The 22,297-nt window shown below is 43.8% G+C and carries 23 protein-coding genes; 13 read left to right on the forward strand and 10 right to left on the reverse strand.

The window, feature by feature from the left end; translation table 11 throughout:
• Positions 1–115: 115 nt before the first annotated feature.
• Positions 116–586 carry a transcriptional regulator ArgR gene (argR, locus tag JK628_RS04805; RefSeq protein WP_202288158.1) on the reverse strand — a complete coding sequence of 157 codons (471 nt, stop codon included), beginning with the start codon at positions 584–586 and terminating at the stop codon, positions 116–118.
• 350 nt (positions 587–936) lie between these two features.
• Here argR and mdh point away from each other — a divergent pair, with 350 nt between their 5' ends.
• Positions 937–1,872 carry a malate dehydrogenase gene (gene mdh, locus JK628_RS04810; protein WP_202288159.1) on the forward strand — a complete coding sequence of 312 codons (936 nt, stop codon included), beginning with the start codon at positions 937–939 and terminating at the stop codon, positions 1,870–1,872.
• A gap of 74 nt (positions 1,873–1,946) precedes the next feature.
• On the opposite strand, the gene ispB is transcribed toward mdh, so the two are convergent.
• Positions 1,947–2,918 (reverse strand): octaprenyl diphosphate synthase, encoded by a 972-nt coding sequence (ispB, locus tag JK628_RS04815; protein ID WP_202288160.1) that lies wholly within the window; start codon positions 2,916–2,918, stop codon positions 1,947–1,949.
• 279 nt (positions 2,919–3,197) lie between these two features.
• On the opposite strand from ispB, the gene rplU reads away from it, so the two are divergent.
• From rplU to JK628_RS04850, 7 genes are all read left to right on the forward strand, one after another.
• Entirely contained in the window at positions 3,198–3,509 is a 312-nt protein-coding gene (rplU, locus tag JK628_RS04820) for a 50S ribosomal protein L21 (RefSeq protein ID WP_202288161.1), read from the forward strand.
• Positions 3,510–3,524: 15 nt separating this feature from the next.
• The gene (gene rpmA / locus JK628_RS04825; RefSeq protein ID WP_202288162.1) at positions 3,525–3,779 is read left to right on the forward strand and encodes a 50S ribosomal protein L27; all 255 of its coding nucleotides are present in this window, start codon (positions 3,525–3,527) and stop codon (positions 3,777–3,779) included.
• A 139-nt stretch (positions 3,780–3,918) separates the two neighbouring features.
• Positions 3,919–5,085, forward strand: coding sequence for an Obg family GTPase CgtA (cgtA, locus tag JK628_RS04830; protein ID WP_202288165.1), 1,167 nt, complete (start codon positions 3,919–3,921; stop codon positions 5,083–5,085).
• A gap of 26 nt (positions 5,086–5,111) precedes the next feature.
• Positions 5,112–5,873, forward strand: coding sequence for a threonine/serine exporter family protein (locus JK628_RS04835; protein ID WP_202288167.1), 762 nt, complete (start codon positions 5,112–5,114; stop codon positions 5,871–5,873).
• Positions 5,870–6,340 (forward strand): threonine/serine exporter family protein, encoded by a 471-nt coding sequence (locus tag JK628_RS04840; protein ID WP_202288169.1) that lies wholly within the window; start codon positions 5,870–5,872, stop codon positions 6,338–6,340. The genes JK628_RS04835 and JK628_RS04840 overlap by 4 nt, the downstream gene beginning before the upstream one ends.
• A gap of 21 nt (positions 6,341–6,361) precedes the next feature.
• Entirely contained in the window at positions 6,362–6,844 is a 483-nt protein-coding gene (gene folA / locus JK628_RS04845) for a type 3 dihydrofolate reductase (RefSeq protein ID WP_202288171.1), read from the forward strand.
• Between the two features lie 105 nt (positions 6,845–6,949).
• Entirely contained in the window at positions 6,950–7,345 is a 396-nt protein-coding gene (locus tag JK628_RS04850) for a DUF3718 domain-containing protein (RefSeq protein WP_202288173.1), read from the forward strand.
• Between the two features lie 277 nt (positions 7,346–7,622).
• Here the strand turns inward: JK628_RS04850 and JK628_RS04855 are convergent, their stop codons facing one another.
• The 7 genes from JK628_RS04855 to lptD form a co-directional block, all read right to left on the reverse strand.
• The gene (locus tag JK628_RS04855; RefSeq protein WP_202288175.1) at positions 7,623–9,644 is read right to left on the reverse strand and encodes a methyl-accepting chemotaxis protein; all 2,022 of its coding nucleotides are present in this window, start codon (positions 9,642–9,644) and stop codon (positions 7,623–7,625) included.
• 91 nt (positions 9,645–9,735) lie between these two features.
• Positions 9,736–10,560 (reverse strand): symmetrical bis(5'-nucleosyl)-tetraphosphatase, encoded by an 825-nt coding sequence (locus tag JK628_RS04860; protein WP_202288176.1) that lies wholly within the window; start codon positions 10,558–10,560, stop codon positions 9,736–9,738.
• Positions 10,561–10,575: 15 nt separating this feature from the next.
• On the reverse strand, positions 10,576–10,956 hold the full coding sequence (gene apaG, locus JK628_RS04865) for a Co2+/Mg2+ efflux protein ApaG (RefSeq protein WP_202288177.1): 381 nt from the start codon (positions 10,954–10,956) through the stop codon (positions 10,576–10,578).
• 146 nt (positions 10,957–11,102) lie between these two features.
• Entirely contained in the window at positions 11,103–11,909 is an 807-nt protein-coding gene (gene rsmA, locus JK628_RS04870; RefSeq protein ID WP_202288178.1) for a 16S rRNA (adenine(1518)-N(6)/adenine(1519)-N(6))-dimethyltransferase RsmA, read from the reverse strand.
• A 15-nt stretch (positions 11,910–11,924) separates the two neighbouring features.
• The gene (gene pdxA / locus JK628_RS04875) at positions 11,925–12,908 is read right to left on the reverse strand and encodes a 4-hydroxythreonine-4-phosphate dehydrogenase PdxA (protein WP_202288179.1); all 984 of its coding nucleotides are present in this window, start codon (positions 12,906–12,908) and stop codon (positions 11,925–11,927) included.
• Between the two features lie 5 nt (positions 12,909–12,913).
• Complete coding sequence (gene surA, locus JK628_RS04880; protein ID WP_202288180.1) at positions 12,914–14,218, reverse strand: peptidylprolyl isomerase SurA; 1,305 nt, start codon at positions 14,216–14,218, stop codon at positions 12,914–12,916.
• Positions 14,219–14,343: 125 nt separating this feature from the next.
• The gene (lptD, locus tag JK628_RS04885) at positions 14,344–16,668 is read right to left on the reverse strand and encodes an LPS assembly protein LptD (protein ID WP_202288181.1); all 2,325 of its coding nucleotides are present in this window, start codon (positions 16,666–16,668) and stop codon (positions 14,344–14,346) included.
• Between the two features lie 156 nt (positions 16,669–16,824).
• Here lptD and JK628_RS04890 point away from each other — a divergent pair, with 156 nt between their 5' ends.
• From JK628_RS04890 to JK628_RS04910, 5 genes are read left to right on the forward strand one after another with little or no spacing between them, the layout of a single operon-like run.
• Positions 16,825–17,826 (forward strand): aminoglycoside phosphotransferase family protein, encoded by a 1,002-nt coding sequence (locus JK628_RS04890; protein WP_202288182.1) that lies wholly within the window; start codon positions 16,825–16,827, stop codon positions 17,824–17,826.
• Entirely contained in the window at positions 17,823–18,491 is a 669-nt protein-coding gene (gene murU / locus JK628_RS04895) for an N-acetylmuramate alpha-1-phosphate uridylyltransferase MurU (protein ID WP_202288183.1), read from the forward strand. The genes JK628_RS04890 and murU overlap by 4 nt, the downstream gene beginning before the upstream one ends.
• Positions 18,491–19,270 (forward strand): co-chaperone DjlA, encoded by a 780-nt coding sequence (gene djlA / locus JK628_RS04900; RefSeq protein ID WP_202288185.1) that lies wholly within the window; start codon positions 18,491–18,493, stop codon positions 19,268–19,270. The genes murU and djlA overlap by 1 nt, the downstream gene beginning before the upstream one ends.
• Before the next feature lie 35 nt (positions 19,271–19,305).
• Positions 19,306–19,917, forward strand: a complete 612-nt coding sequence (locus tag JK628_RS04905; RefSeq protein WP_202288187.1) for an outer membrane beta-barrel protein — start codon at positions 19,306–19,308, stop codon at positions 19,915–19,917.
• 51 nt (positions 19,918–19,968) lie between these two features.
• Positions 19,969–20,934, forward strand: coding sequence for a D-2-hydroxyacid dehydrogenase (locus tag JK628_RS04910; RefSeq protein ID WP_202288189.1), 966 nt, complete (start codon positions 19,969–19,971; stop codon positions 20,932–20,934).
• A 104-nt stretch (positions 20,935–21,038) separates the two neighbouring features.
• Here JK628_RS04910 and purT read toward each other — a convergent pair whose 3' ends face one another.
• On the reverse strand, positions 21,039–22,214 hold the full coding sequence (gene purT, locus JK628_RS04915; protein ID WP_202288190.1) for a formate-dependent phosphoribosylglycinamide formyltransferase: 1,176 nt from the start codon (positions 22,212–22,214) through the stop codon (positions 21,039–21,041).
• Positions 22,215–22,297: the final 83 nt, after the last annotated feature.

Below are 22,297 nucleotides of genomic sequence, written 5' to 3' on the forward strand. Positions count from 1 at the left end.
AACAGTTTTGCGCAAGTCTATTAGAAGGGAAAGCGCTACACTAATATTCTTCTAATAAGACTCACACAAAGTCTCCAAGCGAGTATTTTCACATCATCTGCAGCTAGAGCAAGACTTAATCAGTGTAATTGAACAACGATTTAACCGTCTCTAATGTATCTTCAACCGTGTCAACATTGGATGGGCTGATAAAAATGGTGTCATCGCCCGCTATCGTACCGAGAATACCTTCAGGCTTGCCTATTGAATCGAGTAATCTGGCAATTAACTGTGCTGCACCGGGGCTAGTGCGAACCACAATCATTGATTGGTTATGATCCACGTCTAATACCAGATTCTTGAGTGGACTACCTGCGGTAGGAACACCAAGTTCTGCGGGTAAGCAATAAACCATCTGCTGTTTAGCATTTCGGGTTCGAACAGCGCCAAATTTACTTAGCATACGTGAGACTTTTGATTGGTTAATATTGCTAAAGCCCTCAGCTTGAAGTGCTGTCACAATTTCACTCTGGGAGCCAAAACGCTCCTCTTTTAAGATTAACTTAAAGGTTCTAACTAAATCATCCTGATTCTTGCTTGTTTGCATATTTTATTATTCTTTATTCAAAAAATTCCGTTCCATGATGATTATATTCGGCTTTTATGTCAAATTTCATTCGTTTTGCTGAATAATAATTCATGTTAAATTGATTTTCTGATTTAAAAAGCGCTGAGTAGAGCATAAATTCTAATTTTTTTTATGCTGATCTTTAACAAGCTCCTTTTGCGTAAAGCCAGCTTGGCTGGGCTTTAGTGCGACTGCAAGCTGCAATATAAATTTAGAATGAAACAAACACGACTAAGGGATAATTGAATTTTAGTTGTGAATCCAGTACTGTTGCGCCATTAGAAAAGCGGATCTAAATCACAAAAATCCGAGAATTGACGGAGATAACTATGAAAGTTGCTGTACTTGGAGCTGCTGGCGGTATTGGCCAGGCGCTTGCCCTACTATTAAAAACTCAATTACCTGCGGGTTCTAAATTGTCGCTTTATGATATTGCACCTGTAACACCGGGTGTTGCCGTTGATTTAAGCCACATCCCAACAGCGGTTGAAGTAAAAGGATTTGCGGGAGCAGATCCATCAGCAGCGTTAGATGGTGCTGATGTCGTTCTTATTTCTGCTGGTGTTGCACGTAAGCCAGGTATGGATCGTTCTGATCTATTCAACATTAACGCTGGGATCGTCAGAAACCTCGTTGAAAAATGTGCAGCGACTTGCCCTACTGCGCTTATCGGTATTATCACTAACCCAGTGAATACTACCGTTGCTATTGCCGCAGAAGTATTAAAGAAGGCCGGTGTTTATGATAAGAATCGTTTGTTCGGTATCACGACGCTTGATGTTATCCGTTCTGAAACTTTTGTTGCTGAAGCAAAAGGCTTAAACGTTGCTGACGTTAAAGTGAATGTTATCGGTGGCCACAGTGGCGTGACGATTCTTCCACTTCTTTCACAGGTTAAAGGCGTAAGCTTTACTGATGAAGAAGTAGCAGCCCTAACAACGCGTATCCAGAACGCAGGTACTGAAGTTGTTGAAGCTAAAGCGGGTGGTGGTAGTGCGACACTTTCTATGGGACAAGCAGCTTGCCGTTTCGGTCTTTCTCTCGTTCGTGGTCTGCAAGGCGAAGCAAATGTTGTTGAATGTGCTTACATCGATGGCGGCAGTGAACATGCTGAGTTCTTCGCGCAACCTATTGTTCTTGGCAAGAATGGCGTTGAGGAAGTATTAGCATATGGTGACGTTAGCACATTTGAAGCTAACGCTCGCGATGCAATGCTTGATACGCTGAAAGCTGATATCACACTAGGTATCGAATTTGTTAAGTAAGCTTAACGCTTAAAAGCCTAGCAGCTTAACGAAAAACGGAGCCTATCGGCTCCGTTTTTATTGGATCTATCAATCTAGTTATTGCGTTGTACGGCTATCTTAGCCAGCGAAATGAGTGCAGTTTTATATTCTGACTCTGGCAATATGGCTAATGCGGCAATGGCCTTATTAGACTCTTCCTGCGCTCGCTGCTCAGTATATTCAAGTGCACCACAACGCTTTAGTGCGCTTAAAATCACTTCAATATGCTCAGTACCATCACCCTTCTCTATCGCGTCTCTAATGAGTGCTTTCTCAGTATCGTTGCCTTTGGCCATAGCAAAGATTAACGGTAAGGTGGGCTTGCCTTCGGCTAAATCATCACCAATGTTCTTACCAAGCTCTTCAGTTTCAGCAGTGTAATCAAGTAGGTCATCAGTTAATTGAAAGGCGGTACCCAAAAACTTACCGTATTCTGCAAGGGCGGTTTGGATCTCTTTGGGGCTATCTGCTAACAAACCTGCCAAGCGTGTCGCAGCTTCAAACAATTTTGCTGTCTTACAATAGATGACACGCATGTAGCTTTCTTCTGTGGTGTCAGGGTCGTTGCAATTCATTAGTTGCAGGACTTCACCTTCGGCAAGTACGTTGGTCGCGTCAGCGAGGATCTCAAGGACTTCTAAGCTTTTAAGCTCTGTCATCATTTGGAATGAACGGGTATAAAGAAAGTCACCCACTAATACACTGGCACTATTGCCAAACAATGCATTTGCCGTTTCTCTGCCGCGTCGCAGCATAGATTCATCAACCACATCATCATGTAATAGCGAAGCGGTATGTATAAACTCGATGATCGCAGCCAACTTTAGATGAGAATCACCTTTATAGTCGATCGCCCGAGCCGCTAAAATTGACAATAATGGTCTTAAGCGCTTACCGCCACCGTTAATAATGTAAAAGCCTAATTGATTAATTAGGGCGACATCTGACTCTAGTTGCTTATAGATCAGTTGGTTGACAGCTTGCATATCACTATCAGCCAATTGACGAATGGCGTTTAAATCCATAAATAGACTCTGATTTGGTTGGCTGCCTGACAATATGCAGCTCATTTAAGACGTTAATGTTATAATAGAAAGATTCTACCTAAATTTACGCCGCAAGACAGTAGTTGTCGCCGATAGTGAGAGTTATTTGGGTCTTTTTTTATTCTTACTCAATTAGCACTTGTCAGATACGGGTTCTTAGCGTAAACTCCGCGACCATTGTCATTAAAGCTTTTATAGCACCCCTGCATCAATCTATAATGTTTGAGCGGCGTGTTAGAATATCGGAGTAAAATAGCTATGTACGCTGTTTTTCAAAGTGGCGGCAAGCAACATCGCGTTGAAGCCGGTCATACAGTTCGTTTAGAAAAATTAGAAGTCGCTACAGGCGATACTATCGAGTTCGACCAAGTTCTTTTGGTTGCAGATGGTGAGACTGTACACGTAGGTGCACCTTTAGTTGAAGGTGGTAAGGTTGTTGCTGAAGTAGTTAGCCACGGCCGTGCGGAGAAGGTAACTATTGTTAAGTTCCGTCGTCGTAAGCACCACGATAAGAAGATGGGCCATCGTCAATGGTTCACCGAAGTTAAAATTACAGCTATTAGCGCTTAATTAGGAGTCTAACTCATGGCACATAAAAAAGCTGGCGGTTCTACTCGTAACGGCCGCGATTCAGAAAGTAAACGTCTTGGTGTAAAGCGCTTTGGCGGCGAATCAGTTCTAGCTGGTAACATCATCGTTCGTCAACGTGGTACTAAATTCCACGCTGGTGTTAATGTTGGTATCGGTCGTGACCACACTTTATTCGCACTTACCGCTGGTAAAGTGAAGTTTGAAGTTAAAGGTCCACAGAACCGCAAGTTCATCAGCATTGAAGATTAATCTTTAGCTTTACGCTAAGATTGATACTAAGCCCCGCCATTGGTGGGGCTTTGTTTTTTTTAATATTAAGTAAATTGTTTTTTGGCGACTAGAATCGTTAAGAGTATAATTCTTTCATTCTGTGGTGCCAGGAGTTGGTATGAAGTTTGTCGATGAAGCGATTATCCGTGTTGAAGCGGGCAATGGTGGCAGTGGTTGCGTTAGTTTTAGACGTGAAAAATATGTTCCTGATGGTGGTCCAGATGGCGGTGATGGTGGCGACGGCGGCAGTGTTTATCTGCAGGCTGACGAAAACCTTAACACGCTAATTACCTATCAGTTTGAACGCTTTCATAATGCTGAGCGCGGTAAGAACGGTCGTGGTCGAGACAGTACCGGTCATGGCGGCGCAGATCTCGTGCTTAAAGTGCCTGTCGGTACCCGAGCAATAGATGCTGAGACAGAAGAAGCTCTTGGTGATTTAACCACACACGGCCAAAAAATGCTTGTGGCCAAAGGTGGTTTCCATGGTCTAGGTAATACTCGCTTCAAAAGCAGTACTAACCGTGCACCTAGGCAGAAAACACTCGGTACTGATGGCGATGTGCGCAGCTTGAGGCTTGAGCTGATGTTGCTTGCAGATGTTGGTCTGCTTGGTATGCCGAATGCCGGTAAGTCGACGTTTATTCGCTCAGTATCGAAAGCAAAACCAAAAGTAGCGGATTATCCGTTTACTACGTTGGTGCCTAACCTTGGTGTCGTTAACCCAAGACCTGGCCAAAGCTTTGTGATTGCGGATATTCCCGGTCTAATCGAAGGTGCAGCAGATGGTGCTGGTCTTGGTGTTCAGTTCTTGAAGCACTTAGAACGTTGCCGTGTACTGCTACACATTTTAGATGTTGAGCCTATTGATGGTAGCAGCCCGGTAGAATCTGCACGTGCTATCGTTGCTGAGCTAGAGAAACATTCGCCTAAGCTTGCAGGCAAGCCACGCTGGTTAGTGATTAACAAGGCCGATTTGATGCTCGAAGACGAGCTGCAACAAAAAATCGACAAGATTGTTAAAGACCTTGAGTGGGATGGCGAAGTATTTACTATTTCAGCTTATAACCGCGAAGGAACTGCTGAATTAGCACTTAAGCTTCTGGACTTCATTGCATCGTTGCCTCCTGAAGAGGAAGTTGATGTTGAAGCCGAAGTTGAGTTCAAGTGGGATAATTACCATCAAAATGCTAATGAGTCAGTCAATGAGAATTACGAAGGTGATTCTGATGACGACGATTTCGACGATGATGATTATGATGTTGAGGTTATCTATCAACGATAGGTAGTTTCAACAGAGGATGTTGAGAATTGTACGCTGACACGCAAAATGATATTACACGTCAAGTCGTTAGGGTTGCTCAACTTCTCCTCGCTTATGGCGCTGACTCTGAACTTGTTGAAGAGATTAGTCAGCGCTTAGGCTTTGCCCTTGGTTTAGCCAGTGTCGAAATATCAATTTCCTCCAACAGCCTCGTTTTAACTAGCCTTGTTCATGGGCGCTGCATTACAACAACCAGACGAACGCGTGAACATGGGATTAATATGACCATAGTGTGCGAACTTCAACGTATCTGTCTGTTGACGGAAAAGGGCATATACGGCCTGCATGAAGTGCGTAAACGTGTTGCTCGCATCGAGCCTAAGACCTACCCTGCAAAATATGTGGTTCCGATGATAGGCTTATCTTGTGCCAGCTTTTGCCATCTATTCGGTGGTGATATTGCAGCTTGTATGATTACTTTTTTAGCCTCTGCTATCGGCATGTTCGTGCGACTCTCCATCGCCAAACGCCATTTTAACTTACTACTTAATTTCAGCGTGACAGCCTTTGTCACCACCATCGTGGCGCAAACAGGCTTTCAGTTTGACCTCACTGACACCCCTAAATTACCTATGGCAGCTAGTGTACTGATGCTGGTGCCGGGGTTTCCGATGATTAACTCAATATCTGATATGGTAAAGGGGCACTTAAATGTCGGTATATCACGCTGGGGGCATGCTACTCTGCTGACGCTTTCATCTGTGATTGGGATTACGATGGCGATGCAAATGGGTGGATTGTTTTTATGATATCGCTTATTTTGGCCATGCTAAACGATGCTATCTTTTCAGCTATTCCTGCGGTTGGGTTTGCTATGGTGTTTAATGTACCGCGTCGTTTCTTGCCTTATTGTGCATTAGCGGGAGCCATGGGCCATGGTAGTCGCACCCTGTGGTTAAGTTTCGGTTTGCCAATTGAATGGGCTACATTCTTGGCTGCTGCACTTGTGGGCATAGTGACAATTGGCTTTGCTAAACGTCACCTCGCGCCACCTTTGATGTATGCGGTTGCTGCTATAATCCCGATGATCCCTGGTTCGTATGCGTTTAATACTGTAATAGCATTGGTTCAGTTAACGGCACAGTCTCATGTTAGTCCAGAGCTCATATCAGAAGTTATCAGTAATGGTCTAAAAACTGTATTTATCCTCGGCGCACTTTCTGTTGGCCTCGCTATGCCTAGCTTACTTTATTTTCGCTCGCGTCCAGTCATCTAACAAAATTAAAAAGGAACTGTTTTGAAAATAGCTATGATTGCCGCTATGGCGAATAACCGCGTTATTGGTAAAGACAACAAAATGCCATGGCATCTGCCTGAAGATCTGCGCCATTTTAAGGCCGTTACTTTAGGTAAGCCGGTAGTAATGGGACGAAAGACCTATGAATCAATTGGCCGCCCACTGCCGGGGCGGCATAATATTGTGATTAGCCGTCAAGCTGACCTTGTTATAGAGGGTGTAACAACAGTCACTAGTTTTGAAGATGCCAAGCTTGCCGCTGGCGACTGTGAAGAGCTAATTATAATGGGAGGAGGGCAGCTTTATGCTAGTCTGCTAGCCGTAGCAGATATTTTATATTTGACTGAAATTTCATTAGAAGTCGCAGGTGACACCTATTTCCCCCAGTGGGATGATGGTTCTTGGCTAGAAATGTCACGTGATGTAGCAATAAGTGATAAGCAATTGGAATATTCCTTTATCAAAATGGGTAGAAAATGTTAAGTTAGACGGGTTGTTTAGTACCCTGTAACGATGATAAATAAGGCATTCATATTAATAAGTGCTTTTTTAATAATAAATAAAAACTAAAAGAATAAGGAGTGTCTGATGCGCTTGCTATCCATGAGCATCGCTGCACTGATTGTGGCATCTTCAATATCAATATCGACCCCAACATTAGCCAATCAAGATCAATTAGCTGCAAATATTTGTAACTATGTAGCCAGTGATGACAAAAACCGTTTACGTAAAAAGCTAAAGGAAAGTCGGGTTAAATTACGTAATATATATGATGGTGTTTCTTGCAATGGTGATAGTTTACTAAGGTTTGCCATGAAGAGTGGAGCCAATGCAGTAGGTACCTTTGTTGCTAAGAGGCTTCCAGCATCTCATCTAGGTAAAACAGAAAGTGATGGTGTAACCATTGCCGCGTGGGCTGAAAATAATGGCCATTCGGCAAGTGAAATTACGATAGCGATTAATGACCGTTTAGCTGGCGGTTAATTCTACTTCAGAATTTACTATCGAATTTTAAATAACCGGGTTTTCCCGGTTTTTTTATAGCTGGCATCTAGCACTAATAGCAGCGTAAATCGTAGTTAAGTATGTTTCTCTATCTTGGATGATTGCGCTTACTGTAACCCAGCATTCTTAAAGGTTAGTTGGGCTAGTAAGGTATTCCATCAGTACATGACTTAAAAGTCGAGCACTACGCTACAAAAAAGAGGACTGGGATACAGTCCTCTTTTTTCATCGTTAAGCTATTACCTTAAATCTATGCCTAAACTCGAAACTCTTTTACCGAGGCTTGAAGCTCTTCAGCAAGCTGTGCTACTTGATGGCTAGACTGTGCGGTTTGATCTGCGCCAGTTGAGGTCTCTTCTGAGATTGCAGCGATGTGCTCAAGCTTCTCTGAAACTTGCTGGCTTACCAAGTTTTGCTCTTGTGCTGCGTGTGCAATATGGGTACCTGAGTCGTGGGCACGATGCACTGCATCACTAATACTTTCAAGAGCATTATTTGCTTGCTCTGTTTTTTCAACGCAGGAGTTAGCTTGTGAACGACCTAGCTCCATCACAGCAACAGCCTCTTGAGTTCCTTGCTGCAGCACTTCAATCATCTGCTGGATCTCTTGTGTTGAATCTTGGGTTCTAGACGCTAGACTACGCACTTCATCTGCGACGACGGCGAAGCCTCGACCCTGCTCTCCGGCTCTTGCAGCTTCAATGGCGGCATTGAGCGCGAGTAAGTTGGTTTGTTCTGCAATTGCTCTAATCACATCTAATATTGAGCCTATGGACGCGCTATCGGCATGAACTTTATTAATCACCACTCCTGCTTTTGATACTTCGTCAGCTAATGCAAGTATGGTGCGTTTGTTCTCATCAGCAATAAGACGCATATGTCGGCTTTCATCATCAGCGGCTTTGATCTGGCTTAGGGCTTCATCTGCGCTCGCTGTCACTTGCTGCGCACTAGAGCTTAGCTGGGTGGTTGCAGTAGCGACCTGATCCACCTGACTCTTCTGCTCTTGGATACCTACCGTTGTTTGGGCGGTAATGGCTGAAGTTTCTTCTGCTGCCGCAGCAAGCTGGTCTGAGCGGTTAAGTATCCCTTGAATTAGTGCACGTAAGCTGTCGACGAGTTTGTTGCAGTTAGCTGACAACTTAGCAAATTCATCATGCCCTGTATCATCAAGCTTATGAGTTAAGTCGCCAGATGCCAGAACATTTAGGGCGTGATTAATTTTATCCAATGAACGGGTAAGAGGTCGCACAACAGCGATACTGACCACAATGGCCACCACAATGGCAATGAGTACCAAGATCAGTGTTTGTATGCTGGCATTATCGATATCTTTTATTGCGCTTTCACTGACCTCTTTGGAGATAGACTCAATTGTCGAGGTGAGGCTTGCCATATGCTTATTGACGTTATTGGCGTCTTTCTCGACAGACTTTAGTAGAAGAGACGCTTTGTTATTCAGTTCAATCTCTTTAGCTTTTAAGTCAATTAACGAGTTACTGCCATTAATCAGTGCAAATACTTTTGCAGATTCAAGATTAATTTCATTAATGAGTTCCGCTTCAACAACACCATCCCAATGGTTAGTGACATATTGCAGTCTGTTTTTGGTGTCACTGACGATATAGTCGAGTTCTTTAGATATGGTAACGAATTTTGATCTATCTGTGGTGCCGATTAAGTCAAAGCTGGTACTCACAATACTGCTTAAGCTGGAATCTAGTGTCGCTGCTGTGGCCGCGATCTCCTGCTCGACGAGATCTTCACTTAGCTCCAAATCGATAAGATCAAGTAAAAGTGATGCACTATCATCTACCGCCATTTCAGCGTCATCATATTTACTTTTAATCGTGGCTTGAGTTAGTAATGCATTTTCATGGGCAGTGATCATGCTTTCACTTTCACTTTCAAACTTACTATAAGCACCTTTTAGCTTTCTGATGACTTGGCTGAAATCACTTCTGTCACTGACTAAACTGGTAAGCTGGCTAAGTTCTTTGGTGAAGGTTTTACTGGCTGATGTAAATTGAGATTTAATCGCAGGAATAGTTTTGCTATCAGGGCTATGGTAGGCCACTAAAACTTGTTTCTCTTGCTGGGAGAGAGTCTTAGATAGAAGGTTACTCGACTCTAAAGCAGGAAGACTAAGCTCTTGTAATAATGTTGTACTGGTTTTTAGCTTACTATTGGTAAACCATGATGCAGCGCCTAATACGACGAGCAGGAAGGTGACAACTGTGAACCCTCCAATCACTCTAGTGGCAACATTTAATTTCATAGAAGCTCCGTTTATTATTATATTATTCCAGATGACGACATTACATTGGAAGGCACACTGTTATGTTATATCGACCGAGTGCGCGCTTAGTTTAACTCTTTTTTAACTTAGTTTGAGTTATTTTTTGGTCCGACTCTAGGTGCCATAGTGTTAGGTGTTCTCCCCAACAGCAGCCAGTATCGAGCGCCTGTAGTGCTGGCGAGTTAACTTTACCCATAATGGCAGCCCAATGGCCAAAGACCAGAGTGTGTTCGGCGCGAAGTGGGGCATTATGGCTGAACCAAGGCGACAGCTGCGGGTTGTCACATTGCTCAATCGGTAATTTGCAATCAAAGTCTAAACGACCGTCGGGATATAAATAACGCATGCGTGTCAGCGCATTAATGGTATAGATTTTTCTCTCAAGTTCAGTTAAATCATCACGCCAGTTATCAACTGAATCGGTATACATTTTTGCAATTAAAGCGCTTAAGTAATCGGGTTGCTGCAGTGCATTAGCGACAATATCCGCTTGATGCCTTAGTGTGTCCAGATCCCACTGTGGCGGAATGCCCGCATGGGTCATTAGAATATTCTGCTCAGGATATTCTTGATAAAGTGGCTGAAGACGCAACCAATCAATGAGGATTCCAATATCGGCAGAGGTTAACAGCTCGGTTAAATGGTCTTTAGGGTTAACGCGTTTTAACTTTCCGTGGACTGCAAGTAAGTGTAGATCGTGGTTGCCGAGTACCACCTTGGCGGAGCCTTCCAATGATTTAAAATACTGTAGCGTTTGCAGCGAACCGTCTCCACGGGCTATTAAGTCTCCGACGGCCCAGAGACAATCTGTTGAAGGGTTAAATGCTACTTTACCCAGTACTAATTCCAGCTCTTCAAAACAGCCTTGAATGTCCCCTACAAAATAATTCGCCATGTAACGATATAACCTTTAATGAAGCAAGCCTGGAACGGCAAGACTGAATGCTGATATAGGCGCTTTAAACTCTTCACCATCGCTTTTTTGCATGGTGTAGCTACCTTCCATTACGCCAAATGGGGTTTCTAAAACGGTACCGCTTGTGTATTGGTACGCAGTGTTTGGCTTTATTGTTGGGGTTTCACCAACGACGCCGGCGCCTTGGACTTCGCTCTTACGTCCATTGGCATCAGTGATGCACCAATGGCGGCTTTTCAGAGTGACATCTTGGTCGCCCAGATTAATAATGGTAATGGTATAACTGAATAGAAACTTCTCTTCATCTGGGGTTGACTGGGCTTCAATATATTCCGTTTTAACTTCAACTTTTACGGTTGTCGTACTTTGGGTCATGTTTAGCCTTAAGTATGAAAAATCAATAACTGGTTAACATTATAGTAATGGCACTGGTACTGAATAGATAGAAAATGTGCTCTAATTCGAATAAAAAAAAGGGCAAATAAATGCCCTTTTTTAGGTTTTGAAACCAACTTGATGCCTTAAGCTTGCTTGTCGATGAACAAGTTTGCCATGGCAACGTATTGCTCAACACTTATTTGCTCTGGTCGTAATGTAGCGTCGATATTAAGCTGCGAGAACTCATCATCACTAATCATGTGCTTGAGGTTATTCCTCAATGTCTTACGACGCATATTAAATGCAGTTGTTGTCAAATGCCTTAACATGTCCACATCTTTACAGGGAAAAGGTTTAGTTTTATAAGGCACTAAACGCACAACAGCCGAGTCTACTTTTGGAGGCGGAGTAAAACACCCTGGCGGCACTTCCAACACTGGCATGACTTGGCAATGATATTGTGCCATCACCGTCAGGCGGCCATAGGCTTTAGTCCCTGGGCTTGCTGACAATCTTAATACCACTTCTTTTTGTAGCATGAAGTGCATATTTTCGATGTATTGTGCAAATTCAAACAGATGAAACATCAGTGGAGTAGAGATGTTATAAGGCAGATTACCAAATACTTTCATCTGCATATCTTCACGTACTAACTGTTTAAAATCAAAGTTAAGCGCATCACCCTGGTGGATCTCAAGCTTATCTTTTAGGGTTGGATGTTTTTTTAAACGCTCAACTAGATCTTTATCTAACTCGACGACCGTTAATTTGTCGATACCGCTAGCAACGGGCTCAGTAAGCGCGGCTAAGCCGGGACCGATTTCGACCATAACGTGGTTGTTATCTGGCGAAATGGCTCCGACGATTCGATTAATCACGTTCTGATCGGTTAAGAAGTTTTGGCCGAAGCGTTTTCTAGCCGTATGGCCTAAATGTACTTTATTACTCATGGGTCAACTTTTTCACTAATTCTTTGCAGCCAAATCAATGGCTCTATTCAATGCACAGACAAAACTACCAATATCAGCAGAACCAGTGCCTGCAAGTTCTAAGGCCGTACCGTGGTCGACCGATGTTCTTATGTAGGGTAATCCTAGAGTAATATTGACTGAACTGCCAAAACCTCTAGCTTTTAGTACTGGAAGGCCTTGATCGTGGTACATCGCGAGTACCACGTCAGCATCTTCTAAGTATTTGGGTTGGAACAATGTATCAGCAGGCAGTGGACCAACGATATCCATACCTAACGCTCTTAATTCCTCAAGAGCAGGTATGATGGTATCGATCTCTTCTCTACCTAAATGCCCATCTTCGCCCGCATGGGGGTTTAGGCCACAGACATAGATCTTAGGTGCTGGGATAGCAAATTTTTCCACAAGATCTTTGTGGAGAATTTTTACTATCTGATGCAATCGGTCTCGAGTGATTGCCTTTGCTACATACGCCAGTGGAATATGTGTCGTGACTAGTGCGACCTGTAATCCAGGAGCTGCAAGCATCATGACGACATCTTGGCAATTTGCCTGATTAGCAAAAAACTCAGTATGGCCACTGAATGGGATCCCTGCTTGGTTAATAATCCCTTTATGCACGGGACCTGTCACCACAGCATCAAATTCACCCACCATGTTCTTCTCACCGGCAAAACGTAGTGTATCGACAACATAGTGACTGTTTTGCTCGTCGAGTTTGCCACATACCGCTTCGCTCTCCAAAGTAAAAGGAACAATGGTGAGCGTACCCGCTTCTTGAGCTTTAGCTGGTTGGTTTGGCTGGTAAGGTCGCAGTTGAACTGATAACCCTAACTTTTTGGCTCGAGTTTGTAATAATTGCGGATCAGCACAAACAACTAGCTCAGCAGGCCAAGCCTGCTGAGCTAGTTGTATTACTAAATCGGGGCCTATACCCGCCGGTTCACCCGGCGTGATAGCGATTCGTTTAGTCGACAATATGATTAACCTCGATTCGGTTCCGGCTCGAAAATATCGATAAATGCCTCAGCGCGCATTTCATCTAACCAGTTCTGTAATTCTTCGTTAAATTTACGACGATATATCAACTGATGAGCTCGGTTAGTATTAAATTTATCGGTTGCATCGGTCGTGCGCTTTCCTTCAAGCTGAACAATGTGCCAGCCGTGAGTTGAGCGGAATGGTTCACTTATCTCACCCTCTTCGAGGGTGTTCAATGTTTGTTTAAATGCAGGCACCCAGATATTAGGATCTGCCCACCCCAAATCACCGCCTTTCACTGCAGAACCAGGATCTTCTGAATATTGGCGTGCCAAATCTTCAAACTTAGCTTCACCAGAGCGGATCTGCGCTAAGAATCTATCCATCATACTTTTGGCTCGCTCTTCTGACAGAATAGGAGATGGCTTTAATAGTATGTGGCGTGATTTAACCTCTTCAACTTCTTGAGTTTGTAAGCCTCGTGCATCCATGATTTTAAGGATGTGCAGACCCGCGCCACTTTTGATTGGACCGATAACATCACCAACCTTTGCATCGCTAACTACTTCAGCGAAAAGTGTTGGCATCTCATTGATGTTCATATAGTCCCAAATACCCCCTTCAAGCGCTTTTGGACCCGCAGAGGCAGCAATGGCGATGCTTCTAAAGTCATCACCATCGTTTAGGCGTTTTAATACGATGTCGGCTCTTTTGCTTGAGGTTTCAAGCTGAGCACTGGTCGCATCGCTTGGGACGTCGATCAAAATGTGGCCAATCTGGAATTCAACATCTTTCAAGCCTTGCTCATTTATCAAGTTGACCAGGTTGTTGATCTCTTGCGGCGAAACTTGGATGCGGCGTTGAACTTGAATTCGTTGGATTTCACCAAGAGTGACTTCTTCACGCAGCTGTTCGCGATATTGCGCAAAAGAGGTACCATCAAGTTCGATCTGCGTTTTCATTTGCTCGACGGTTATATTTTGTTCTTTGGCAATATTCTCAATGGTTTGATCTAACTGAAGATCACCAATGTTCAAGCCAATGCGATCGGCCATCTGCATCTGTAAACGCGTTAAAATAAGACGTTCAATAACCTGTGTTCGAAGTGCATTATCTGATGGTAGTTTTTGCCCAGCGGTAGCAGCGTTAGCTTTAATAGTCTTGACCATTCCAGCCACTTCACTTTCTAAAATGATACCTTCATTTATTTGCACCGTGACTCGGTCTAATGGTTCAACCGCAGCGTGAGCAACTTGGCTCACTGCTAATGTTAGTAAAGCAAAAATCAATCGATTACAGCGTTTCATCCACAAAAATCCTTGGCATTTATGAGTGTCATTTACGCTATTTTCATAGCGTGTTAATGATTCTTTTGTCCTGCTTTGACTGCTTGTCTTCAGCTAGGTTCAGCATTTTAGTTAATTTTGTTAATTTAGTTCTTTAAATAAAGCGGTTTTCGATAGTTAAATAGACCGTCATCAAGCATATCAGATACCCCTAAAGGCCCTGAACCGCCTAAACCTTTTATCACAAAATTCAGGTAAACGCCGCTTTCAAATAGTTCTCGAGTATCATTGACTGGGTTGTCTTCGTCAATGTAATTGGTCTTAATGCGGTAATGATAACTCAAACGTAGTGCCCAGCAACATGATTCATATTGAAATCCTGTATAGGTTTCGACGCTACGGCTTTCATTGAGGTCATAATACCAGTTCCCAACGAGGTACAAGCTGTCATTAATTGGCCATGCACCTCTAAAACCTACTTGTTTAATATCAACGGATTCATTGGTATTAGTATTGAGCAGATCAGGAACGTATCGATAACTTGCTTGCAGCAGCTTATTCTTGCCTGGTCGGTAATCAACGGTGAGCTCGCTCTTCTTATTTTCGCTCTCTTTAGCATCGTATTGAATCGATCCACTTAAGAACCAGTCAGCATAAAGCTGGGTACTTAACTCTGCTGCAAGCGCCGAGTTAGAGGTGTTCTCTTGGACAAAGGTATCCGAACTGCCATTAACGTCATTAAGGCCAACACGGCTGTCTTCCAAGTACATTATTTGTCCCAAGCTAAACTTGAATATTTCCTTATTCTGCTCATCAAATAACTTGGTGGTTAAACCTAAAGTGAACTGATTGGCGTCCGCTATGCGATCTAAGCCTGAAAAGCGGCGATCACGAAACAGTCCGTTATAGTCGTCTTGTAACTGAGCGGTATCGTAAATACCGATGTTAGATTGATCTTCATAGCCAACATAAAGATATTGGAATTGTGGTTCCAATGTTTGACGGTAGTTAGTATCGAAGTAATCGGTAAAACGCTCAAAATTGATCTGACCGTGAATTCGCACTTGCGGCAAGGTTCTATTGACCTTGTCATCAAGAGTTGAGCTAGATTGATTCGAGTTGTCCTCTTGCCAGTAGTTGGTTTGCAGCAGTTTGACTTCACTGGTCAATGAGCCTGCTGGTCCATGAATTGGATAAGAGATACTGGGTTCAATATGTAAACGTGTAGCGGTAGAGTATTCATTGTCTTGATGTGAGAAGTTGGTGACTTCGCTCATCAAGTTAACATCAAAGCCATTCCAATATTCAGGTGCTCGGTAGTTAAAGGTGAACTGAGGCATCACCTGGTAAGGTTTCTCCTCCTCTCCAAGTACTTTGATGTCTTGAACGCGACCACTAATGTCCCAGTTTTCTTCAAAATAACTAATTTCACCAATACGGGTTAACTGGTTATCGGTAGCACGCTGCACATCTGAATTTAGGTCGTTGAAATAGTTGTTGTCTGACACGTCGGTATAGTTTGCCAATACGCGCCAGTTTTTGTCGATAGCACCACTATGTTCCCAATGGTAAAGGTAACGGTTAGGGCTATTTGTTAACTTGTCATCGTCGGGCAAGAATTCAAAGTTCAACTGACCTTGTTGTTTGTCGCCCGCGAGATATCTAAATTCGGTTTTAGTGTATAAACCACGAGCAGACATATAGTTGGGGGTAAACGTTAGATCAAACTCTGGAGCGATATTCCAATAGTAGGGTGTAGCAACTTCAACGCCGTTAGTGGTGCTGGTACTAAAGGAGGGGAATAAAAATCCAGATTTACGTTTATCCGAGACTGGAATGGTCATGTAGGGGATATACATTACGGGAAGTCCGCCAATGATGAGTTTGGCATCCCAAATCTCTCCCCACTCCTCTTTACTATCAATTTTTATTCTATCGGCTTCCAACAACCATGATGGTGAATCAGGTGGGCAGGTAGTAAAATTGGTTTTTGACAGCAGTAAGTTGTTATCTTTGGTTATCTCTAATTCATTGGCGTCACCATGGATCTGTTGGCCATGAAGCCAATATTTGGCGCCGAGTAAGGTCGCGCTATTACTGCGCATTTTTGCCACGAGAGAATCGGCTGTAACGGTAAAGAGTTCATCTTGAAATACCAAATTACCGTTGGCGGCTAATTCTTCAGCCTCCTGGTCAAGTATCGCTTCATCAGCGGAGATGTTTCTTCCCCCTTGATTGAAGCTAACATCACCATTGAATTTGGCTTGTTTGCCCATTTGCGCTTCAGAGCGGTCTGAAGTAATGGAGATACGTTCAAGGTCTGCAGGATTATCTAAATCATACAGCGGGACATAAGGCTTAACTGGAGGCTCAATAATACACTGCGAACTTTCAACAGTTGCAGTATCGGCGTCATTTGCCAAGACTAATTGGGGAAGCAGGCTCAAGGCCAGAAAATAACGGATCTGCATCTTAGGTCAATTAATTATGATTTCTTAGTCTGGACTATTGAAGAGGAGAAAAGTTGCACCCTTTCTTGGGCAACTCAGCCAAATAATTTGTTTCAATCGCTTAGCTGTTTCCATTTTGTCGTTATAATAAAGCAATTTCTTCTTAAGAGCCATGAGGTGCCCTTGTCAGATCCCAGATTTCTTCAGTTAAATGCATGGCTAAACCAGTATTTTAGCGCAAACGTGTCACCTGAACTCATTTCGGGGGACGCCAGTTTTAGGCGATACTTTCGCGTTACCCTTGACTCAGTTTCCTATATTGTAGTTGATTCACCACCAAAACTGGTGCCAATAACGCCGTTTGTACAAATTGCAGAAAGTTATTCAAGATGCGACATCCCTGTACCGAAAGTGTTCAGTGGCGATGCTGAACAGGGGTTTATGCTGCTAAGTGATCTCGGTGATGTGCAGTTGTTATCGGTATTGAACCCAAGCAATCTAAAGCACTATTATCAACAAGCACTATTGCTGTTAAACAATATCGCTAAAGTCACCGCGACGGAACATGCAGCGTTGCCCATTTATGACGATGAGTTTGTGTTACGGGAGTTAAACATATTTAGCCAATGGCTCGCCGTTCATCATCTTGGATTATCGATTGATGAAGTGCGTGTTCAGACCGATAAGGTCTTTCAAATCCTGACCGATAACGTCAAGCAGCAGCCTCAAGTGGGTATGCATCGGGATTACCATAGCCGTAATATCATGTTACAAGACAACGAATTGAAGGTGATCGACTTTCAAGACGCAGTTATTGGTCCAGTGACTTATGATGCGGTTTCATTATTAAGAGACTGTTATATTCGTTGGCCTGAAGAGCAAGTCAACGAGCTCATGCTTATCCACTATGAGCAAGCGATAGCAGCGCAGCTACTGCCAGTAGACGTTAGCTTTGCCCGGTATCAACGCTGGTTTGATTTAATGGGATTACAACGCCATATAAAAGCCGCCGGCATTTTTGCTAGATTGAACTACCGTGACGGCAAGCCCGCTTATATGGCTGATATTCCGTTAACATTGGAATATATTCGAGATATAGCGAGGCGTTATCCAGAGCTGAGTGTGTTTAGCCAATGGATTGCAAGCGTGGTCATTCCTGCTGTTAGGGGCAAAAAATGAAAGCGATGATTTTAGCTGCTGGACGTGGGGAGAGACTGCGTCCGTTAACCGATAGTCTGCCAAAGCCTTTGGTTGAGGTCGCCAGTAAACCACTGATTGTATACCACTTGGAAAAGCTAGCGCTGGCTGGCTTTACAGAGGTAATTATCAACCATGCGTGGCTCGGTCATAAACTGGTATCTGCATTAGGTGACGGTGCTAGGTGGGGGCTGAAGATCCTCTACAGTGAAGAAACACAAGCACTAGAGACCGGCGGTGGCATTAAGAAAGCATTAACATTACTCGGTGATGAACCATTTTTTGTGATTAATGGTGACATCTTTATTGATGCTCTGCCTAAAATGGAGTGCTTGGCTGCGGGACAACTTGCTCATTTGTGGTTAGTCGACAATCCGACTCAACATCCTAATGGCGACTTCGCGCTATTGGATGGCAAGATATCGATGGTTGGCGATAATAAACTTACGTTCTCGGGAATGGGTATTTATCACCCGAATATGTTTACGCAAATCTCGGTTCAGAGGTTTGCGCTCGCGCCCTTGCTTCGTGATGCAATGAAGAATGGGCAAGTAACAGGTGATTATTTTGGCAAGTATTGGTGTGATGTAGGCACTGTAGCGCGTTTGGCACAAATTGAAGCACGTGAAACACAAAAGGGTAAGTAATGCGAATTTGGGGTAAAGTTTTCGGTTTTATTATCGGGTTTATGTTTGGCCGTATCGGTGGTGGAATTTTCGGACTGTGGCTTGGGCATATGTTTGATCGTCGCCAGAGCTTGCGAGCTGGGATCGGCAATAGCAGTAAGCGACAGGCGCTATTTTTTAATACTACTTTTGCTGTTATGGGCCATGTGGCGAAAGCATCAGGGCAAGTGACTGAAGTTGATATTCGTATTGCCAACGCACTAATGGATCAAATGCGTTTAAGTGGTGAAGCAAGAGCCGACGCTCAAGCAGCCTTTATAGAGGGTAAGGAAAGCGACTTTGATATCCATGCTTGCCTTAAGACCTTCAGGTTGATCTCTATGGGGCGCAAAGAGCTATTACAGATGTTCTTAGAGATCCAAATTCAAACGGCGTTATCTGATGCCACGTTAGATCCTAAAGAGCACTCAATTCTATCGACGATTGCTAAAGAGTTAGGTTTTAGCCAGAAGCAGTTGGACGATTTACTTGCACGTTGGCAGGCTGAGTTTAACTTTCACCGCAATGGTGGCAGTGGCAATCATACTTCCGTTGAAGATGCTTATGATGTTTTGGGCATGGAAGAGTCAATGTCTGACCAAGAGATTAAAAGAGCCTATCGTAAGCTAATGAACGAGCATCATCCCGACAAGTTAGTCGCTAAAGGTTTGCCACCTGAAATGATGCAGCTGGCGAAAACAAAAGCTCAAGATATTCAAGCTGCTTATGATAGGGTTAAGGGTGATAGAGGTATGCGCTAACCTTGCATAATAATGAAAAACGAGAAGGATCTGTTATGAAAAAAAGCCTAGCACTAATATTGACCGCATTTTGCTCTTTATCTGCAGCGGCTGAAGTCTATGTCGCCCCCTTTGGAGGCTACAGTTTCGGTGCGAGTGACTTCGATATTTACAGCACCCAAGGTGAAGACAGTGGCACGGTAAAAGTGTCCGAGTCTGAAAACTATGGGGTGATGCTCGGCTTTACCACTAAAGATCCAGGCAATGTTTACCTGCTTTATAGTCATCAATCGACTGACTTACGTGCAAGTGGTAATTTCAGCCAAGATGTCATCACTAAAATGGATGTCGACTACTTTCATATTGGCGGCAGCTTGTATTTCCCGATGCAAGACATTAAGCCCTATGTAACCACAAGTCTCGGTTTAACTCAGATGAGACCAAGCGGAGGTTATTCTAATGAAACCCGCTTTTCCGTGGCATTAGGCGCTGGTATAGAGTACCAAGCGACCAGTGCATTTTCGTTGTTTGCCGAAGTGAAAGGCTATGCGACCTTTGTCAATGCAGACAATGAGCTATTTTGCAGCGGTCAGGGTTGTATCTGGAATATTCAAACAGACATCATGTGGCAAGGCCAAGCGAATATTGGTGCCAGCCTTAAGTTCTAAGGCTAACAGCCTCAATGGGTTTATAGCCGAAATACAGTACGAGAATAGCAGATGCAAATAGTTGTTTTAGATGGATATACGCTTAATCCAGGCGATCTTAGTTGGCAACCACTGGCTGTAATGGGTGAGCTGAGTTGTTTTGAGCGCACTGCGTCACAAGATATTCTTGCCCGCAGTAAAAATGCCGAAGTGTTGCTAACCAATAAGACCCTGCTTGATGCCGAGATCCTAAAGCAACTGCCTAAGCTTAAATATATCGGTGTATTGGCAACTGGGACCAATGTCGTTGATATCAAGGCTGCAACGGATCTTGGTATAGTTGTCACCAATGTGCCGGGTTATGGACCTGATGCTGTTGCACAAATGGTATTTGCACATATCTTACATGCGACTCAGCAGGTCGCTCGCCACTCAGACGCTGTCATGCAAGGGCTTTGGTCTGAGAGTGAAGATTTCTGTTTTACCTTATCGCCGCTGCAGTCACTAAAAGGTAAAATATTAGGCTTAGTAGGTTTTGGTGATATTGGCCAAGCGGTTGCTAAAATCGCCTTGGCATTTGGCATGCGAGTGATAGTAAATACTCGCAACGCTAAGGTCGAACTTCCTAATGGCTGCACTTGGGCAACTTTGGATAATTTGTTTAGTGACTCCGATATCGTTTCCCTGCATTGCCCTTTAACGGCAAGTACCGATAAGCTCATTAATCGCAGCGTTTTAAAGCAGATGAAATCGACAGCAATGTTAGTTAATACTGCTCGTGGCGGCTTGGTAGATGAATTAGCGCTGGCTCAAGCATTAGCACAAGGTGAAATTGCTTTTTGTGGTGTAGATGTATTGTCGAATGAACCGCCGCAAAAGAACAACCCTCTGCTAAAGGCGCCGAATATTAGCATCTCTCCACACAATGCATGGGCTACTATCGAGGCTAGGCAAAACCTGTTAAACATAGCGGTTAATAATCTGAGTGCCTTTTTAAAAGGATCAGCTGTAAACACGGTGCTGGATTCAAGTCATTAGCGACTGTTACCGTCAAAACATTAAAGCCCTTTATGTTGTGCTACATAAAGGGCTTTTTGTTAAAGAGCTTTCTATTAAAAAGCTTACCGCTAGGGAACTTTTAGCTAAAAAATGACCTTCACTTTATTGGCTGAGGAGAGAGCTTTCTCCACTGCCAACTCAATTGTTGTGTCTCTGGCTAATGTCACGCCCAAGCGTCTCGAGCCATCAATCTCCGGTTTGCCAAACAGTCTAAGTTGAGTATCTGGCTCAATCAAAGCTTCGGCGATACCTGAAAACTGAATGTTACTTGAGTGACCTTCTGCCAGAATCACCGCCGATGCGCTGGGCCCATGTTGTACAATATTACTGATGGGTAAGCCCAAGATTGCCCGTACGTGCAGTGCGAACTCAGATAAGTCTTGGCTTATCATGGTGACCATTCCGGTATCATGTGGCCGTGGTGACACTTCAGAGAAATACACTTCATCACCCTTTATAAACAGCTCGACACCAAACAAGCCGAAACCGCCTAATGCTTGCACCACCTTTTTGCCAATTGCTTGGGCTTTAGCTGTTACTACTGCAGACATCATCTGTGGTTGCCATGACTCACGGTAGTCACCGTCTTCTTGGCGATGACCAATCGCATCACAGAAATGAATACCATTAACTGCGCTTATTGTTAGTAGAGTGATCTCATAATCAAAGGCGATAAAGCCTTCAACAATCACTCGACCACCACCGGCTCTTCCGCCTTCTTGAGCATAATGCCAAGCGGCATCGATTTGTGACTCGTTGCGAATAACACTTTGCCCTTTACCTGACGAACTCATGACGGGTTTTACCACACAAGGTAAACCAATAGTCGTGATGGCTTGCTTGAATTCAAATTCGGTATCGCAAAAGAAGTATGGAGAGGTGGGAATGGCCAATGTTTCTGCAGCGAGACAGCGAATACCCTCTCTATCCATGGTTAACTGGGTCGCTTTGGCGGTTGGGATAATGTTGACCCCTTTCGCTTCTAGCTCTACCAGTGCTTGAGTGGCAATCGCTTCAAGCTCAGGGATCACTAGGTCTGGCTTTTCAAGTTTAATGACCTGCTCGAGTGCGCTTGCATCAAGCATGTTGATGACGTGACTGCGATGAGCTATCTGCATTGCTGGTGCATTGGAGTAGCGGTCTACTGCAATCACTTCAACACCATAGCGCTGCAGTTCAATAGCGACCTCCTTGCCTAATTCACCCGATCCAAGCAGCATCGCGCGTTTTGCGCCCGCACTTAACGCTGTACCTATCATAGTTTATACCTTTATGAGTCGTGTAGGGGCTTACTCTCAAGCCAAGTAACACAAGTGGCTGAGGTAAGGTTTATTATATTTTT

This window comes from Shewanella sp. KX20019 (assembly GCF_016757755.1).
Lineage (GTDB): Bacteria > Pseudomonadota > Gammaproteobacteria > Enterobacterales > Shewanellaceae > Shewanella.

Excerpts from the sequence above, each read along its gene's own strand:
- argR (WP_202288158.1), bottom strand. The coding sequence starts at position 586 with ATGCAAACAAGCAAGAATCAGGATGATTTAGTTAGAACCTTTAAGTTA.
- mdh (WP_202288159.1), top strand. The coding sequence starts at position 937 with ATGAAAGTTGCTGTACTTGGAGCTGCTGGCGGTATTGGCCAGGCGCTT.
- ispB (WP_202288160.1), bottom strand. The coding sequence starts at position 2,918 with ATGGATTTAAACGCCATTCGTCAATTGGCTGATAGTGATATGCAAGCT.
- rplU (WP_202288161.1), top strand. The coding sequence starts at position 3,198 with ATGTACGCTGTTTTTCAAAGTGGCGGCAAGCAACATCGCGTTGAAGCC.
- rpmA (WP_202288162.1), top strand. The coding sequence starts at position 3,525 with ATGGCACATAAAAAAGCTGGCGGTTCTACTCGTAACGGCCGCGATTCA.
- cgtA (WP_202288165.1), top strand. The coding sequence starts at position 3,919 with ATGAAGTTTGTCGATGAAGCGATTATCCGTGTTGAAGCGGGCAATGGT.
- JK628_RS04840 (WP_202288169.1), top strand. The coding sequence starts at position 5,870 with ATGATATCGCTTATTTTGGCCATGCTAAACGATGCTATCTTTTCAGCT.
- JK628_RS04850 (WP_202288173.1), top strand. The coding sequence starts at position 6,950 with ATGCGCTTGCTATCCATGAGCATCGCTGCACTGATTGTGGCATCTTCA.
- JK628_RS04855 (WP_202288175.1), bottom strand. The coding sequence starts at position 9,644 with ATGAAATTAAATGTTGCCACTAGAGTGATTGGAGGGTTCACAGTTGTC.
- JK628_RS04860 (WP_202288176.1), bottom strand. The coding sequence starts at position 10,560 with ATGGCGAATTATTTTGTAGGGGACATTCAAGGCTGTTTTGAAGAGCTG.
- apaG (WP_202288177.1), bottom strand. The coding sequence starts at position 10,956 with ATGACCCAAAGTACGACAACCGTAAAAGTTGAAGTTAAAACGGAATAT.
- rsmA (WP_202288178.1), bottom strand. The coding sequence starts at position 11,909 with ATGAGTAATAAAGTACATTTAGGCCATACGGCTAGAAAACGCTTCGGC.
- surA (WP_202288180.1), bottom strand. The coding sequence starts at position 14,218 with ATGAAACGCTGTAATCGATTGATTTTTGCTTTACTAACATTAGCAGTG.
- lptD (WP_202288181.1), bottom strand. The coding sequence starts at position 16,668 with ATGCAGATCCGTTATTTTCTGGCCTTGAGCCTGCTTCCCCAATTAGTC.
- murU (WP_202288183.1), top strand. The coding sequence starts at position 17,823 with ATGAAAGCGATGATTTTAGCTGCTGGACGTGGGGAGAGACTGCGTCCG.
- djlA (WP_202288185.1), top strand. The coding sequence starts at position 18,491 with ATGCGAATTTGGGGTAAAGTTTTCGGTTTTATTATCGGGTTTATGTTT.
- JK628_RS04905 (WP_202288187.1), top strand. The coding sequence starts at position 19,306 with ATGAAAAAAAGCCTAGCACTAATATTGACCGCATTTTGCTCTTTATCT.
- JK628_RS04910 (WP_202288189.1), top strand. The coding sequence starts at position 19,969 with ATGCAAATAGTTGTTTTAGATGGATATACGCTTAATCCAGGCGATCTT.
- purT (WP_202288190.1), bottom strand. The coding sequence starts at position 22,214 with ATGATAGGTACAGCGTTAAGTGCGGGCGCAAAACGCGCGATGCTGCTT.